The organism is Lysinibacillus sp. ZYM-1 (assembly GCF_001308875.1).
Taxonomy (GTDB): domain Bacteria; phylum Bacillota; class Bacilli; order Bacillales_A; family Planococcaceae; genus Lysinibacillus.
Genome location: NZ_KQ465162.1, coordinates 1 through 16,780 on the forward strand (window position 1 = coordinate 1; position 16,780 = coordinate 16,780).

17 protein-coding genes and 3 pseudogenes are annotated in these 16,780 nt (G+C 32.9%); 17 read left to right on the forward strand and 3 right to left on the reverse strand.

The window, feature by feature from the left end; translation table 11 throughout:
* Nucleotides 1-397: 397 nt before the first annotated feature.
* From AO843_RS23060 to AO843_RS24725, 12 genes and pseudogenes are all read left to right on the forward strand, one after another.
* Nucleotides 398-721 (forward strand): annotated as a pseudogene (locus AO843_RS23060) (flavoprotein); the annotation flags it as partial.
* Nucleotides 722-1,024: 303 nt separating this feature from the next.
* Nucleotides 1,025-1,519, forward strand: coding sequence for a GNAT family N-acetyltransferase (locus AO843_RS23065; protein WP_054613394.1), 495 nt, complete (start codon nucleotides 1,025-1,027; stop codon nucleotides 1,517-1,519).
* Nucleotides 1,520-1,744: 225 nt separating this feature from the next.
* Nucleotides 1,745-1,921 (forward strand): transcriptional regulator, encoded by a 177-nt coding sequence (locus AO843_RS24720; RefSeq protein ID WP_156314028.1) that lies wholly within the window; start codon nucleotides 1,745-1,747, stop codon nucleotides 1,919-1,921.
* A complete protein-coding gene (locus AO843_RS23070) occupies nucleotides 1,921-3,177 on the forward strand; it encodes a Y-family DNA polymerase (protein ID WP_054613395.1) in 1,257 nt (418 codons plus the stop codon). The genes AO843_RS24720 and AO843_RS23070 overlap by 1 nt, the downstream gene beginning before the upstream one ends.
* 15 nt (nucleotides 3,178-3,192) lie before the next feature.
* Nucleotides 3,193-3,531 (forward strand): YolD-like family protein, encoded by a 339-nt coding sequence (locus tag AO843_RS23075; protein ID WP_054613396.1) that lies wholly within the window; start codon nucleotides 3,193-3,195, stop codon nucleotides 3,529-3,531.
* Nucleotides 3,524-3,865, forward strand: a complete 342-nt coding sequence (locus tag AO843_RS23080; RefSeq protein WP_054613397.1) for a YhjD family protein — start codon at nucleotides 3,524-3,526, stop codon at nucleotides 3,863-3,865. The genes AO843_RS23075 and AO843_RS23080 overlap by 8 nt, the downstream gene beginning before the upstream one ends.
* A gap of 639 nt (nucleotides 3,866-4,504) precedes the next feature.
* On the forward strand, nucleotides 4,505-5,842 hold the full coding sequence (locus tag AO843_RS23085; RefSeq protein WP_054613398.1) for a phosphoribosyltransferase-like protein: 1,338 nt from the start codon (nucleotides 4,505-4,507) through the stop codon (nucleotides 5,840-5,842).
* A gap of 226 nt (nucleotides 5,843-6,068) precedes the next feature.
* On the forward strand, nucleotides 6,069-7,079 hold the full coding sequence (locus tag AO843_RS23090) for a retron St85 family RNA-directed DNA polymerase (protein ID WP_054613399.1): 1,011 nt from the start codon (nucleotides 6,069-6,071) through the stop codon (nucleotides 7,077-7,079).
* 562 nt (nucleotides 7,080-7,641) lie between these two features.
* A complete protein-coding gene (locus tag AO843_RS23095) occupies nucleotides 7,642-8,577 on the forward strand; it encodes a DinB/UmuC family translesion DNA polymerase (RefSeq protein WP_054613400.1) in 936 nt (311 codons plus the stop codon).
* An 11-nt stretch (nucleotides 8,578-8,588) separates the two neighbouring features.
* A complete protein-coding gene (locus AO843_RS23100) occupies nucleotides 8,589-8,921 on the forward strand; it encodes a YolD-like family protein (RefSeq protein WP_054613401.1) in 333 nt (110 codons plus the stop codon).
* On the forward strand, nucleotides 8,918-9,265 hold the full coding sequence (locus tag AO843_RS23105; RefSeq protein ID WP_054613402.1) for a YhjD family protein: 348 nt from the start codon (nucleotides 8,918-8,920) through the stop codon (nucleotides 9,263-9,265). Before AO843_RS23100 ends, AO843_RS23105 begins: the two co-directional genes overlap by 4 nt.
* 797 nt (nucleotides 9,266-10,062) lie before the next feature.
* The gene (locus tag AO843_RS24725) at nucleotides 10,063-10,212 is read left to right on the forward strand and encodes a hypothetical protein (protein ID WP_197278994.1); all 150 of its coding nucleotides are present in this window, start codon (nucleotides 10,063-10,065) and stop codon (nucleotides 10,210-10,212) included.
* 192 nt (nucleotides 10,213-10,404) lie between these two features.
* Here AO843_RS24725 and AO843_RS23110 read toward each other — a convergent pair whose 3' ends face one another.
* A complete protein-coding gene (locus tag AO843_RS23110; RefSeq protein ID WP_054613403.1) occupies nucleotides 10,405-11,316 on the reverse strand; it encodes an AbiH family protein in 912 nt (303 codons plus the stop codon).
* Between the two features lie 322 nt (nucleotides 11,317-11,638).
* On the opposite strand from AO843_RS23110, the gene AO843_RS23115 reads away from it, so the two are divergent.
* The 4 genes and pseudogenes from AO843_RS23115 to AO843_RS23125 all read left to right on the forward strand — a co-directional run bounded on the left by AO843_RS23115 (nucleotide 11,639) and on the right by AO843_RS23125 (nucleotide 13,471).
* A complete protein-coding gene (locus tag AO843_RS23115; protein ID WP_054613404.1) occupies nucleotides 11,639-11,833 on the forward strand; it encodes a hypothetical protein in 195 nt (64 codons plus the stop codon).
* 40 nt (nucleotides 11,834-11,873) lie between these two features.
* Nucleotides 11,874-12,671, forward strand: a complete 798-nt coding sequence (locus AO843_RS23120; RefSeq protein WP_054613405.1) for a hypothetical protein — start codon at nucleotides 11,874-11,876, stop codon at nucleotides 12,669-12,671.
* A 140-nt stretch (nucleotides 12,672-12,811) separates the two neighbouring features.
* Nucleotides 12,812-12,967, forward strand: a pseudogene (locus AO843_RS24350) (tyrosine-type recombinase/integrase); the annotation flags it as partial.
* 294 nt (nucleotides 12,968-13,261) lie between these two features.
* A complete protein-coding gene (locus tag AO843_RS23125; protein WP_054613406.1) occupies nucleotides 13,262-13,471 on the forward strand; it encodes a helix-turn-helix transcriptional regulator in 210 nt (69 codons plus the stop codon).
* 665 nt (nucleotides 13,472-14,136) lie between these two features.
* On the opposite strand, the gene AO843_RS23135 is transcribed toward AO843_RS23125, so the two are convergent.
* Nucleotides 14,137-15,351, reverse strand: coding sequence for an MFS transporter (locus AO843_RS23135; protein WP_054613408.1), 1,215 nt, complete (start codon nucleotides 15,349-15,351; stop codon nucleotides 14,137-14,139).
* Nucleotides 15,348-16,391, reverse strand: a complete 1,044-nt coding sequence (locus AO843_RS23140; protein ID WP_054613409.1) for an ArsR family transcriptional regulator — start codon at nucleotides 16,389-16,391, stop codon at nucleotides 15,348-15,350. The genes AO843_RS23135 and AO843_RS23140 overlap by 4 nt, the downstream gene beginning before the upstream one ends.
* Nucleotides 16,392-16,712: 321 nt before the next feature.
* Between AO843_RS23140 and AO843_RS25300 the strand changes: the two are divergent.
* Nucleotides 16,713-16,780: pseudogene (locus tag AO843_RS25300) on the forward strand (ATP-binding protein); the annotation flags it as partial.

Genomic DNA, 16,780 nt, shown 5'->3' on the forward strand with positions numbered 1-16,780 from the left:
GCTTTACTTTATTTCATTGTAAAAGAAAAAAGACTGTAGGCAAACTCTCAAATTTTTTGAGTTTGTCTACAGTCTGGGAGGAACTATTTTAATAGTTCCTCTTAAAAAAATAAATTTTATTAATGAATTTCTTTAAACAGTATTTTAGATGGTAATTCTACAAACCATTTTCTATTATTAATAGATTAAAGGGAAAGATTATTTTGGAACAAATATAATTAATTAAGAAGGGAATGAGATATCAAGAGAACCTGTTAGGATTTTTCTGTATTAGTTTGTTATTTTACTTTGAATATCTTTGTTATTTTATTTTACCCCATGGATTTTAGGATAAATTAACTACAAATTTAGAAAGTAAGGTGTTTTGAGTTTTTATCCCAATAAATCTGGATGTACAATTCATCTTTCCATTGATAATGTAACAGAGAGTTTGCAAGCATTAACACCGCTAATTGATCCAAATGTTCATAACTGTGGAACAGTACGAGCACATGGAGAAGAAATATTAAGACAGCCAGAAAAAGATTTCTATATTGTCGGCGCAAAAAGTTATGGACGCGCACCAACATTTTTAATGGCAACAGGTTATGAACAGGTCCGATCAATAACAGCCACAGCCTATATAGCGGGCGATGAGGAAGCTTCGCAACGTGTGGAATTAGATCTACCAGAAACAGGCGTATGCAGTAGTAATCTTAATAAATCAAATACATGTTGCTAATTGGGGGGGATATGTTTGCAAGATCAACTATTCATAGTGGGAATATGTTTTAATTTTTTTAATGCTTTCTTATTTTACACTTGAATATCTGAAAAATAAAATAAGTAAACAACATTCTTTAATATGGTTAATTTCTGGGCTTATAGCATTTATTATATATGTTATTTTGAACAAGAAAAAAAGAGTATAACTAGTACAAAATTAAATTAGGTATGCCCAATAGAAAAAATCATATAAAGTTCAATTAATTGACTGTTAGTGAAAGCTTGCAGTCTTTTTTGAACATAGTAAAGGAGGGATTGAATGGATACAATATCTATTCGTAAGATGGAACAAAAAGATTTAACAGAGGTATTAAAGGTTTATAACGAAGGCATCGAAACAGGAATGGCAACATTTCAAACCGAGGTGCCAAGTGAATGTGTATGGGATGAAGGGCATCATGCCACTTTACGCTTTGTGGCAGAAGTCAATAATAGAGTGGTTGGTTGGATTGCGATTTCTCCTGTATCTACTCGAGCAGTATATTGTGGAGTTGGAGACGTAAGTGTTTATATATCGAACGAAAGTAAAGGAAAAGGCATTGCATCAAAGTTGTTTGGAAGGTTGATTGAAGAGAGTGAAATAGCAGGTTTTTGGACGCTTCAATCATCTATTTTTGCAATCAATACCTCAAGTATTCAATTACATAAAAAAATGGGCTTTAGAATTGTTGGTACGAGAGAAAGAATAGCTCAATTACATGGGGAATGGCATGATACAGTTATTATGGAAAAAAGGAGTGTAGGAACTATCTAATAAAAATATTAAATATGAGGTGAAAGTTTAAAAAGTAAAAGAGAGCATCCTATCCTAAAAAAGGATGCTCTTTATTTATTGTTGACATTCGATACACTGAGTTCAGTTGCCTGTTAGCAACTTTAAAGGGCTGAGTAAAAATTACCACTTCTAAAAAAGAACATTTGTGCGTATGATATATATACAAACAAATGTTCTTTTTATTGTAGAGGGAGAGTGAAAACAATGAAGGGTCAGTTAATAAAAGCAATTCAACACAATCAGTTAGTAAATATGATGTACATTTTAAAGTCTGGATTCATCACGAAAAGGTGTATCCCGAAACAGGCGAAGCGTACTTTTATTATCGATAATGTTCTTGCTATTGTTTCAGTTGTTTATAAAAAGCGAGGGATTATTTAATGTATGAAAACCGCCCTGAACGTTCCATTATATGTATTGATATGAAAAGCTTTTACGCTAGTTGCATGGCAATGCTTGAAGGTTTAGACGTCATGACAACCCCAATCGCAATCGTAGCTAATTTCACTCAACCTGGTAGCGTTGTCTTAGCTGCATCGCCACCGATGAAGGAGCGATTCAAGATAAAAACAGGAAATCGTCGTTTTGAAATACCAAAGCATCCAGATATAAAACTTTTTGAACCGAAGATGAGTTTCTTCATTGAAATGTCTATGGCTATTACTCGTCTTATTTCAAAGTATGTGCCGCCAGAGTGCATACATATTTATAGTGTCGATGAAAGTTGGGTGGACTTAACTGAAACAGCAAAGCTTTGGGGACCTCCTGAAGATACAGCAAAGGAAATTCAAAAAGCGATATATGATCAGTTTCGTATCCCAAGCGCTATTGGGATGGGTCCTAACATGCTGATGGCAAAACTCGCTTTAGACCTTGAAGCTAAAAAGACTGGTTTTGCAAAGTGGACTTACGAGGATGTGCCAACAAAACTTTGGCCTGTGCGTCCTTTATCTAAGATGTGGGGTATCGGAAAACAGATGGAAGCCAAGTTAAATGCAATGGGGATATTAACAGTCGGTGGATTAGCAAATGCTGATTTAAATGAATTAGAGAAAAAATTTGGCATCATGGGTAATCAACTGTACCACCATGCGAATGGGATTGATCTTTCCACACTTGGAGAGCCTCTAGTTAAAAACTCAGCTTTAAGCTTTGGAAAAGGTCAGATGTTAATGCGTGACTACCATACAAGAAAAGAAATATCCGTGGCGTTACTAGAAATGTGTGAGGACATTATGCGTCGAACGCGTGAAGCAGGTTATGTCGGTCGGACAATTACATTAGGTTTGTCTTATAGTCGTAGTGCTATGACAAAAGGTTTCCAACGCTCGAAAACAATTGAAGTGCCTACAAGCGAAACGATTGATATGTATAAGACTTGCCTTGAATTACTTGACGAGTATTTTGCTGGTGAGCCGGCACGTCAATTGTCCGTGCGTTTAACAAACCTTGAACCTGAGCAAAGCATTCAACTGGATCTTTTTGATGAACGAAAAGAACAGCGTCAAATTTTAGGGCACACGATGGACTCTATTAGGCGAAAGTTCGGTGCTACGGCATTGTTACGAGCAATTTCTTTCACTGAGGCAGGTACAGCTTTAAAACGTGATAAATTAGTTGGAGGTCATTTAGCATAATAGGAGTGATATTTTATGATAAAAGATAGAGGAACGATTAAATGGACGGCAATGATGCTTCCTGAACATATACAAAAAATAAAACAGTGGAAAAGTGAAGTCTATGCTGAAGCTCCAAAAACTTTATCAGAATGGGAGCTAGAGGACTTGCAACAAATAATTAATCAAGCCTTTAAAGAGCATAAAACAGTAACAATTTCTACATGGCAAGATGCTAAGTATGTACAATGGACTGGTACAATTATTGCATTAGATGAATCACAACAACTCGTACTTGAGACTCTAACCGCTGTAAAACGTATTCCATTTCACTCAATCCACGCAGCACGGCTAGAAGATGAAAGTTATGATTAACGCAGAACAAAGACAGCTCTTACACCAGTACATTATATTAGATTTAGCGATTCAGTCTTTACAAGGTGATTATAAAACATTGGAGCAGTTGAAGATGAAAGCAATCTATTTACCTTTTGTGGAAAGTTTAATGAAAAGTGTACGACAGGATTATTTCAATTTGAAGCGAATGCTAGCCAAACAAAAAATACGTGTTGTCGGATGGCACCGCATAGATGCATATTTTAGTGATGTGCGTATAGCTACAGCAGGTGAAGATGAAATACTTCGTTATGCGAATCAAGCACTTAAAACTGAAGTGGAGCAATTGCTCATCAAGCTCATTGCTACCTAAGTGATTTCATGCTGTGTATGCAAAGACTCTAACTTTTCTGGATAATGCTCATTTTCCCCGATTTCTGAGATTATCGTGGCAGCAATATTTTCACCTATATCAGGAAGTGACTGGATTTCAATTTTTCAAGTTGTACCGCCAATTGATCAAACTCACGCTTTAAGTAGAAAGTTGTTGGCGGTAAGCTATATTCAAACTGAAAAAAAGGCTTTGATCAAGCGTTAATTGAAATAGGTTGCGTTCTGCAGTTACGATTAACCCCTAAACTCTTTCATGCGCCACCTTATACGAACTAAATTGTACAAGCTCTTCTATAGCTGCTTCTAGCATTGATTCAGATGTAAGGAAGGGATTCGAAGATCTTAATGAAACCTAAGATGATAGGACCTATAACTTCTAAAACAATAGATGGTTTCATTCGATTGATGTTATATTGTCATGTGTTGCCGCGCTTCGTAAAACTTACCACAATATACCTCCGTTAATCGGGATGGTTTTACATTATTATGGGAATGTTCGTTTGTTAAATGGGAGTTTTATTATCATATATTAAATCTATGATTTATAATATAATTGTAAAATAAAACAAAAATTAGAATAATAATTGTGAATCGATGAATAAATGGGGGATACATCAACTTGGTAGTAAAAAGTGTATTAGAAGATATAGACTTTAACGATATTATAGATACCTTTATTGCAAAAAATGAGATATCAAATTCGGAAGAAGATTATGTAATAAATTTTTCAAACAAGGTTAAAGAATTTTTAGCTCAAGAAGAGTTAAAGGACAATCCAAATGTTAAAAAAATCTTACTAAGAATGTTAGATGAATATCATTATTATTCAAAAACATATATAGAAAGAGTATTTAAAAATTTTTATAACTTTTTGAGTCCTAAGATTAATGAAAGTAGAACAATTTACAGTCCTATTAGTAGCGAGAAAGATTTTTCAAGGATAAATAGTTCTTATTTTTATTTAGAAAAGTTTATAGAAATTAATAATTTATCTAATGAACAAACAATAAATTTAAGTTCTTTATACTTGGAGGTAGATAATAAATTTTATAAGAAAAAACTAAGTTTTCTTGAACAAAAGAATGATGGAATTGTTGATACAAAAAAAGAAATCTCAAAGATTTATAATAGATTAAAATTTATTGATACTGTGGTTTTCATGGATGATTTTTCAGGAACTGGAGATACAATTAAAAAGTTTTTAAAGTTGTGTGCTGAAATGGTGAAAGAAAAACAAGTCATAATTTTTGTTGTACATATAACTGAAAAAGCAAAAGATGTTATTGAGAAAGCTTTTATAGAACATGGATATGAGAATGCTAGATTGATAGCAGAAAATAAAAGTAGCAGCTTTTTTGAGAAAAACTTAGAGTTCAAAGAAATTAGGGAAGAGTTATTTCAATTTGAAAAAGAGACACTAGGAAGCGACGAGCCTTTAGGATATAAAGGGTCTGAAACTCTAGTAACTTTTTATAGAAATTGTCCGAATAATACTATCAGTAGTTATTGGTGGAATGAACATAAACAATGGCGACCATTATTCCCAAGAAAAACTAAAATTGTAGATTTTTTTGGAGAGAAAAAAATTGAAGAAATCTATAAAAGAATTCTATATAATATAAACTTAATTATTCCTCCAGAATTATCTAAGAAATATGGAATTAAAGACTTACTGTATTTATTATATATTAACGAATTCCCAAAAGATCAAGAAGTCTTTGAAATCAGAAGAATTTTAGGCTATAATGAAAATCAATTACTGGAACAATATTCTATATTATTAAGTAAAGGTTGGATAGATTCAGAGAATAATTTGTTAGTTGAAGGAAAAAAAGTTTTGGAGGAATTAAAATTATTCAAAACTAGTTTTTCGGATTTAACCAAAGAAAAATTCTTGGAAAAATCTGAAGATAGTATTTCTTTTGATGACGAATATATTCCTGTAAAATATTTATAAATTAGGGACATAGGAAGACGAGTCGTCTTTCTAAAGTGAATGTTTCTAAATTTTAATTTAGTAATCAAATCAAGATTTGATTACTAATTTGAAACGAAGAGCTTGTTTCAAATTACCTAACTTACAAGTTGAAGTTCACTTGTAAGATTAGGTAAATAATTATTGGAAGAGTCAAATGGTCATAAATCAGTAATTTATACTTTACTTATAATAAGGATGGGGCAATATGAATTTAGAAGTCTTAGAGTCTAAGATGTCTGAAGAAAATATATCTTTGGAAGAAATAGAGAGTACTTTATCATATGCGCGTAATTTGAAAGAGAATGGCGTTCCAGTGATTTTTGATATTCAACATTTGAGACGCTTGTTAAACTTAAATAAAACTGATTTTAAGCGAATATACTATGCTCGTCAACATCAGTATAATACTATAGAAATTCCTAAGAATAATGGCAAGGGAACTAGAACGTTATCAATTCCATCCTTGGACTTAAAATATGTTCAAAGATGGATACTAGATAATATTTTGTATAAAATTGAAGTTAGTGAATATGCGAATGGCTTTGTTAAAGGTAAATCAGTTGTAACGAATGCAAACTATCATGTTAAACAAGAATATGTTTTGAAAATGGATATTAAAGATTTCTTCCCAACTATTACAGCTGGTAGAGTTTTTGGATTATTTATGTCTATCGGTTATTCTTCTAATGTAGCAATAGTTTTAACGAATTTATGTACATATAATAATTCAATTCCACAGGGAGCTCCTACTAGTCCATATATTTCTAATTTGATTTGTCGTAATCTAGATTTAAGATTGAGTTTATTATGCAATAAAAGAAATATAAAGTTTTCGAGATATGCTGATGATATTACGATATCTGGTGGTAGAAAAGTAAAGAAAACTATACCTTTTATTAGAAAAATTATCAATGAGGAAGGTTTTATAGTAAATCAAGAAAAAACTAAGTTATTGTACAAATCAGGGAGACAACAGGTAACTGGAATAGTAGTAAATGATAAGCTATCAATAGCTAAAGAAATTCTGAGGAAGTTAAGACAAGATATATACTACATTAAGAAGTTTGGTTTAAACTCGCATTTGGAAAAAAAGAATATGATAAATAAGTCGCATGTAAGAGAATATTATTATGGTATGGCTAATTATATTTTGATGGTAGATCAGAATAAAGGTCAAAAGCTCTTCAATGAACTAAATAAAATTAATTGGAAATGAGTATAAAAAGTAGCCGCTGCTAGTGGCTACTTTTTAATTTGAAATTTAAGATTAGTAATATGAACAAGTTTTTTTATCAAAGATTCCATCATGTAACTGCCCATAATACTTATTCTTAAGAAATTATTATTTCAATTGTTTCAAGGGTTTGAGGGGCATTCCTTTTTGAGAATACGTTAGAACATAGAAAGTTTCTACATAGGAAAAAAATGGCGCGAAAGCGCTGCTTGTATTTTATTAAATTAAGCCCTTAAACAGTTAAGTGTATTTATTTGCATACAAATTAGCAGAATCCCCCAAACCCCCATCAAGTTGCATGTGAAATAAAAATAGCTGTATATCTGATGGAAAATCAATGATATACGGCTATTTGTGATTCGTCCCGAAAAGGTGAGCATATTTTATATAAATCGAGCTTACTTTTGTTAAATAAAAAAATACGTACCAGTTCGCCTTACGAAAATATTCTCCTCTTTTTAGTTGAATCTTCTAAAATTCCTTAATGACTAATAACGTAAAAATATAATAGTAGACAAAAAGTAGACAATCACTTGACAACAGAATAGATGAGGCGTTTGTGGATTTAACGGGCTGCGAAAATATGTGGGGAGATGTTGAAACTATCGCAAAAGCCATACAAGATGCAATTTATCAGCAATTCAAAATTCATTCCTCAGTTGGTATGGGTCCCAATATTTTAGTCGCAAAATTAGCGCTGGACATTGAGGGGAAAAAGACAGGTTTTGCTCGCTGGACTTACTGGGACATACCGAATAAATTGTGGAAGGTGTCACCGCTCTCTGAAATGTGGGGGATTGGTCAGCGCATGGAGAAAAAATTAAATGCCATGGGAATTTATCGTGTCGGTGATTTAGCAAATGCCAAATTGTCGGAGTTAGAAAAGAAATTCGGTATTATGGGGAATCAATTATATTACCATGCTTGGGGTATAGATCTATCCGAAATCGGTGAGAAAAAATCGACCAACATGAACGCCCGTAATTTATCTTTCGGCAAGAGCCAAATGCTAATGCATGATTATAAAGGAAGGCGAGAAATCTTAGTTGTTTTATTAGAAATGTGTGAGGACGTTGCAAAGCGAGCGAGAGAAAAAGGGTACTCTGCTCGTACCATTTCTTTAGGTTTAGCATATAGTCGGCATGTGACTATGGTTGAAAATTTTTATCGCTCAAGAACAATCGAAGAACCGACAAACGATACCATGCTGATTTATAACGTTTGCAAAGAGTTGTTAGACGAATTTTTTGGTGGTGAGCCTGCCCGTCAATTGTCTGTACGCATTTCTAATGTATCAAAAGAGCATGGATTTCAGTTAGATTTATTCGATCCAGCCAAAGCCAAACGTCATCATCTTGCACGCACGATGGATTCAATTCGTGACCGTTTTGGTCAAACATCCTTATTACGTGCTGTGTCCTATACCAAAGACGGTACTGCGATTAGTCGTTCAAAATTAGTGGCTGGACATTTAGAATAGGAGGGATTTCATTGATACGTGACAGAGGCTTAGCGAAAAAATGGACAGGGATGCTGATGCCTGAACATATTCATTTATTATGTGAATGGGAGAAGACTTCGAAAAAACAATACCCAAAAGAAAAAATGGATTGGGAATGGGAAGACTTACAGCAAGCCCTTTTGACCATTTATCATAAAAAACAAACGGTTGAGTTAACATTGTGGCGAAACAAATGGGTAATGGAGCGTGGGCGTATCACATTATTGGATCATCCACATCAACGTATTTTATTAGAAACTGATACAACAATTAAAAAAATCGATTTTCGAGAAATTGATAATGTGATGGTATTAGAGGAATGATAGCTTTAAAGGATCGACAATTAGTATATGAATTTCTTATATTAGATGTTGCCATTCGCTCGCTTCAGCATGACATTGAACATATTCAAAAATTAAAATTCTCCAGTTTATACGAGCAGCATCTAGGGGCAATATTAAATCATTTACAACGTGATATAACATGGCGTAAAAAGCAATTAGCAGGTAGCAAAATCCGTTTAATTAAGTGGGTTAAAGTAAACGGAAATTTTTCAAATGCTATATTGGCAACTGCTGGGGAAGACGTTTCCATTCGATTTTCTACGCATGCACTCAAACAAAATAGCCAGATATTAATTGAAAAAAGAATGGTGCCAATTGAATAATTTAATGAGTAAGGAGCTATGTACGTATAACATTAACTTAAGAACAGCTGCTGATTTGTGTGAGTTTGAAATAAAGTTGCGATGTTTATAAAAAAAAGATCAAATAAAATACTAAATTTAAAAAAGGAAATAATATATGTTATTTATAATAATCGGAGTTTTATCTATTGGAATGACTTATCTTTGACTATTAGGAAGCCGAATTTATATTGATCTTAGTCGAAACTATGCTGGATTAAATTCAAAAAAGGTGATACCGCTCCATATCAAAGAGTAGAAGGTTATAATCTTTTGCTATTAGATAATACCTGGCTAGACAGATCCTCTCTAAACGGAACACTACATGGCTGTTAATGAAGCGGATTAAAAGAAACCTCCTAGGAAATGAAGTGACTCCAAAAAATTACACGGTTATTTCATTAGGCAGCGGTTTGGGAATGAGTTCGATATTGTATCGGACTCATGCCTTTTAATGTGTGCCCAGCATGCGTATGAACTATAGGGTGCAAGTCTCGAACCCGAAGACAGAAGTAGAGGTTTCAAAGAGCAAGTCGTGGCGTAGCGGAATCTGAAGGAAGCTGGAGGTAAAACACCGGTCTGAGGAACACGAATCTCATATAAGGATAGGTGTAGTTTTATAAAAAAGTTTGATCATTTAAAACAAAGATTGATAATTTATATTAAAGTTTGATTAAACATCCTGTGTTGATATGCAGGATTTTTTTGTTCCACAAACGGGCCATGTTGTGGATTAAAAAAACATTAAAAACCATTAAAAGATGTCGCAGAAAAGTGGGATGGCTAATGATCCTACTACATGGGTCCAATCAGCTGCTTCTTCTGGTGACCATACAAAAGTAGTAACAACATCCGATGGAAGAATTTATAAAGGGGATGTTTTTGTTAGTGTATGTGATGCTCCATTGAACCAATTAGAAAGACATTAACAAAGTTAAGTTCTTTAACAGAGGATTTAGTGCAACAAGGTTTTATAACGTATACATAAACAAACCTAATAACGTTCTCAAATGCAGTTTACGATATTAAACGAAATAACAATATAATTAGTACAAAAAAAAACGCTTGGATTAAAGGAGAATAAGCGTTTTAATTTATATACGGTTAATAATTATATGTTTTTACCAAGGTAATTCATCAAAGCTAAATGTTTCGACGGTAAGCCCTAATGATTCAATCTTTTTAACTAAATCTATTTCAGGCTTAGGATGTGCAATATATACTTTAGCATCTTTAGGTAACTTTTCTAAAAAGAAATCAATTTCGGGTCTATCTACATTCCCATAAGAAATACCGATTATTACCAGTGCTTCGAGGTCTTGAGCATAAGAAGCATATCTGTTAAACATTTTCTGTATCCATCTTAGTTTTTTTTGATAATTATGAACAGAAGGTGGAATTATATCTGCTTCATTTCGAGGTAATACCCATTCCCATTTAGGGAGAACTCCTACGTACCCTATATCATTTAAAGTCAATGAATTACTAAAACGGTGTTGGTAAGGATGATGTCCGATTAATGTATTATTTGGAATATCGAAATCAATAGAACCGTGGGGTTTTAAAACGGATACACTCCGAACAGGTTCAGTAGTGCCAATTCGTGAATAACGAATATTTGCCGATTTTAAGGCTCTTTCTAAAACTAAATCATAGTTAAAAGATATTGCTAAATTTAAGTGTTCCTTATTCTGTTTCAACCATTTAGACCATTTCCATTTAGAAAATTCAAGGGTATCTAAATAAAATTGAAAATTTGAATAAGACATTGATAAAAAATGTCTAAGTTGTGATTCTTCAAAAGAACCTATCTCATACTTTGATGCAAAGTTTGTAATAGCATCGAAATCATTTATCTCTTGACCAAAAAGTTCCTTTTTAATATATGGAAGATGTTCAATAAAATTAGTAAAGTCAATTTTCCCGCTTTTAAAGTTTTTTAAAGGAAAGGATGAATGTAAATCTACATTTTGCGAATCAATGAAATCAAGTGTAAAACCATTTCCAACTAATAATGCAAATTTTCTTGTCAAACTATTACCTCCAACCTAATTACAAAAAAGTGTCAATATACACATTTTAACATAATATCGCAAAAGTTTAATACGAAAATACTAATCTTAATGTCTATTAAGGATCAGCGCTCGTTTTCATTAAAGGGCCATAATATTGAATAACATTTTTTTACGATATGTTACCAAACGACCTTGAAAAATCAAAGCGTTTTACTTTTTACCATTTTCCAATAGTTTATTGCTTTTATTTGGAATAAGTGTGTATAATTTGTGTGTAATGTTATCCCAAAATATGAGGATATTGGACAGTTTAGGAAAAAATATAAGGGAAGGTGAATTTATGAAGCATTTTTCTATAGCTTTATTAACTTTATTTTTGAGTATAATTGTTTTTTTCATTCTAGGAGCATTTGGTTTAGCAGATTATATTGATGGCTTAATCATGTCTATAGGTTTAATTATAGTTATTTTACTATCCATAATTATTAGTATATTAGTTAAAATTAACCAAAATATTGAAAAAATGTTAAAATAGGTTAAGATTATGTTAACATGACCAAAAGGGAGGTTTTACCATGATAAAAAAATTAGGTTTTATAGTTGCACTATGTTCATCGTTTTTATTTTTTAGTCCTTTTGTAAAGGCTGCTGAAATTCAAGAGTTAACAGCAGATGAACTAGATTATCTTTACAATGAATTAGGATTTACAGAGGCACAAGTTAATTCATTACCTGCTAGTCATCTAAAAGATTTTGTTGCAGGAAAAGCAGAAGTAGTTAGTAGTTTTGATGAAGTTTATTCATTTGACGAAAACGTAGTTTCTACACTAGCTGCTATTCCAAGTGGAGATTTAAGTTTTAGCGGAAATGTTCTTAAAATAAATACAAGTGATGTATCTGGTTACAATAAGTTTTATGCTTTTGCAAACTTCCGTTGGTTGACTCACCCTGCATTTAATCTAACTGATAAAATTACAATCGGGTTCCCTTCTAATTTAGGTGTATATTTCAAAACTTCAAATGGGAACATTGTCGGTCATTATTCATCTACTTCTATGTACAATAAATCAACAGGTGGTTCTACACAGTTAGCATCTTCAACAACACCTGATAAATGGCAAGTTGGTGCAGGAGTTGCAAGCGCACATGATTTACGTACAACATTAAATGCAAGTCAATTTAATGAAGGTACAATTTCTCAATATTTTTATATTCAAACTGGTCTTTCAGGTAAAGGGAATGCTCAATTTGAATATGGACACAACAGAGTTGTAGGTAGTATAGGAATATCTATAGGCTCGTCTGTTGGGCTTAGCATAACTCCATCATCGACAACTGATATTAGATCTTACGCTGCTTCATTCAATTATTAATTTTTAAAAAACGACACAATAGTCAAAAGACTATTGTGTCGTTTTTTTACTTGTAAGCCATATGATCGTGAAAATAAAAATAAAGAACTATTAGCTATTTTTAATTGTTTTTACTATTATGTAATAATTCAAATAGTCCAAAATTACGACACAGCTATGCAACGAATATGATTAATAACGGTGCGCCAATTGATGTCATTCAAAGTTTACTGGGTCATGAAAAGAGTGAGACTACAAAGATCTACGCTCAACTAAGCGGAAAGCTAAGACAGGATTTATACAGTAAATACTTTTAAAAAACTTTCATTGAATCAAGACACTCATGTAGAAATGGGTGTTTTTCGTTATAGGGCCAGATTGTGGAATAACATTCTTTAACAAAAGGTTCCACCAACGTTTTGGGAATGTTTATACTTGGAGCTAATCTAGTAGATTTACACAGAATTATAATTAAAGTAGCCAAAAGCAGAGTAATTCTACAATGAATTTGCATCTGCTTTTTTTGTTGAATAAAGTATTATTGAACTCTATGTTAAAAATAGTTTACAAAAAGTAAAAAATATATTGTATTTTATGTACAGGAGGTAAATATGATAAAAAATGGAAAGCTTTTTAATAACCTGTCTATCTGTAGAGCTGAATTAAAAATGACACAACAGGAATTAGCTAATAAAGTAGATGTTTCCCGTCAAACAATAGCTTCTATTGAAGCGAATCGTTATAATCCATCATTAATTTTAGCGTTTGAAATAGCAAAAGTATTTGATAAAGAAATTACTGAAATTTTTAATTACAAATAGGAAAGAGGTGTAACTTTAATGTTAACTATATATATTATTCTGCTTATTTTATTTTTGCTCGTAATGGGGTCTGTAATTGGTATTGCACAAGGGTATAAAAATGATGAACGATTTCAATTGATAGTAAGTAACGGCTATAAGTATAGTTGGTTAATATCTTTTTTGGGTGTAACAGTTGCTTATAGCCTTCACAAGCTTTCGTTTATTAATTTGGAAGCAAGTTTAGCTTTAAATATCTGTATGTTCATAATTTTAATTTCAGGTATTTTTAATGGTCTATTTGTTTATATCTCTCATAAGCGTGTATGAATGTTACTCTTTAATATAGAATAGAGAAATCAACCTGCATATATGTAAATTTATAAACTAAATACCGTGCCAAAATGAAAGTTTGTAAACACACTTAAAAGCCACAAAATGAAATTTAGTTATTCAATTAAAGGGCGCAATTCTGTAACAAAGATTCAGCGCGCGTTTCCATTAAAGGGCCAGATTGTTGAGGAACGTTTTCAATGGATGTTATTGTTGAAATATAGAGTTAGATAAAGATTAACTCCATTTTGTTCAATCTTTTTTAAAAATGGAGTTTTTGCATTTGCTGATAAATAAAGTCTGAAGGTATTTTTTTGAACAATTTGTATTCTAAAGCTACATTTACTTGTTTTTTATTTTTTATTTGTAAGTAAATCTTTATTTGGTTGAGAAAATGAAGCAAGGAGGTGAAATAATCCAGGTAAAACAATTAACATACCAATAATCGCATATATTTGACGCGTACTTAAATCTAAAAATGTTGAGGAAGCAAACAATATCCCTAATGGCATGGTAACTCGAATGAATAGTAATCGAACTGCACTTAGTTGGGTTAAACGATCTCTAGGAGCTTCACGCTGAAAAATTGCTGCACTTTGGGAGTTGAATAAAGGAAATACCATTCCCCCAAACAATTCACATATCCATGCAATAGGAACTGAATTTACAAAAAACAAGATTACGAATGAAAGTCCTCCTCCTATTAAACCGAGGTACATAGTTTGATAAGTTTTCGGTAACTTCGTAAGTAGTATCGTACCTATGGCATAACCGACTGGGAAAGACCCAGAAAAGATCGCGTATTCCCAAGAATGTCCATTAAGGTCTTCTCGTATAAAAGGAATACTTAAAACCATTGTTGCTCCAACTGCAAATTGTACCGTGGAAGAAAGAATGGTAAGTCGAAAAAGATTTGGATATTTAAAGAATGTTCGATAGCCCTCCTTCATTTCTGCCCACCAAAATTTCTTTGTCCAAGTTGCTACTTTCTTCGTACTTGATTGAGGGATGCGTGAAAGTGCGAGAAAGCTGGCGAGGAACATTACAGATGAAAATCCATATATGAAATGTAAAGGACTGACCAACAGCAATAATGTAGTTGCTCCAGGAGCGATAAAACTCATAAGTCGAATAGTCCCATCTAGTAATGCATTTGCTCCGACAAGTTCTTTCTCATTACAAATTTCCGGTAGAAGTGAAAAAGATAGACTTGCGTAAATTGGTTGCATCAAGCCTAACAAACATTGTAAAACGACTAATCCTAAAATGGTTCCCACGTCAGAACCAATTAAATAGCCTACAAGTGGAAGGATGTAGGCTCCAGCACGAATTAACTGTATGTTTCGAAGCATTTTCTCCTTCACAACATTGTTTAGGAAAGGCGCACTAATGCCTTGCAAAATTAAAGAGGGGATAAAATATACAAGCCAAAGTACACCCATCCATTCCCTTGAACCTGTCAATTCATAAAGTAACAATCCATTAATGATTCCTCCAGCTGCTCCACCAAATTCGGATACAATTTCACCTATCCAAAGTGCTTTAAATGCCTTAGAGAACTTATTCATTTGTGAACCCCCAGGTACTGAGTAAGTCGTCCAGAAAAAGCGTTAATATGCGTTAGATTTGCTGAATAGATACCTTTATCAACACGAATAAACTTTGCTGCTTTCAATATAGAAAGTTGGTGATGTAGTGTTGTTTTAGATGTATTAAACTGCACGCTCAACTCTTGAAGTGATAAAGGTCCCATTAGAAGTTGATAAAGCAATTTCAATCGAAGTTCATCCCCTAAGGCCTTATGACCACGAATTAACTCATTTGATGGAACACCAGGCTCTATCAAATATTCTTCCTTTAAAGGATAAAAGAAAAGTTTAGTATCAGGTGTGCGTTTTTCTAAGCTCCAAGGACGATAAGATACGTGTGGAATTAATTTGACATTCCAGACAGAAGGTTCAGGGAGATACTTGATTCCACCTGTAATTCGTTCGATTTCGTCAATAGGATTTGTTATATCCAATGATTTGTATTGTTTCTGTTCAAAAGCAAGCGCATGAGTCCATTTTTCCCATTCTTCTTGTTGACTTACCCATATGTACCACTCAACCAATGTATTGTTGAATAGGTCACAAATTTCTTGTTGTGTATAACGACTAAGATTACGCACATACCCACCTAAGTAATCGTGGTCTTCAAAATATGTCGCATACTTCTCAAATAATTCACCTCGATGATGCTCAGTGGCTGTCGCTTTTCTTATAGGCTCTGTATTCCGATCTTTGTACGGCAAAAGTATGTCATAAAAGCGAGCAATTGGAATTTCTGAAAGTTGATTCGAAAAATCTTGAACAGATGATGCAGATAATTTGTCTTGAAGCATAATCAGCCCATACCATAAATTGGTCTCCTCAATCACCTTCAAATGTTTTAATAATGATGAAGGCATTGAATCTTGCTCTGATATCCACTTTTCATCTAAATCGAATGTATGTCGAAGTTGTCCATGTGTATACCCTGCAATACCAAGTATCACTTCCCAAACAGGTGAGGATTCTACTTGTAAGGAAATGCTTTCAGCTGGATATGGAGAATAAAGGTGTTTCATAAAAGAGCCTCCTTATTATGTATTTCCTAAATTCTAATATAATAGAATACATTATTCAATAAATTTAGAATAATAGTTTCTGCTCGCTCCCTAAAGAAGATGTTTGACTATATTATACTTATTCTATTAAAGGGTGCGTTTATTTAGGAACGCGTCTTTTTCGTTTAAAGGGCCATTTAGTTGAATAACTGCCTCTAAAGAGATTTGTACATTTATGTTAAAATTTAGGGGTAGTTCTTGAAAACAACTTGGTTATTTAATAAGAGTTTTCCGTTATTGCCATAGATACTTTATTTATAGTAGAAGAAGTGAGGGATTAACATGTTTTTTGTTCAAATGTCTGGCTTTCCTGGGTCTGGAAAGTCTACACTTTCTCGTCAAATTGCTGA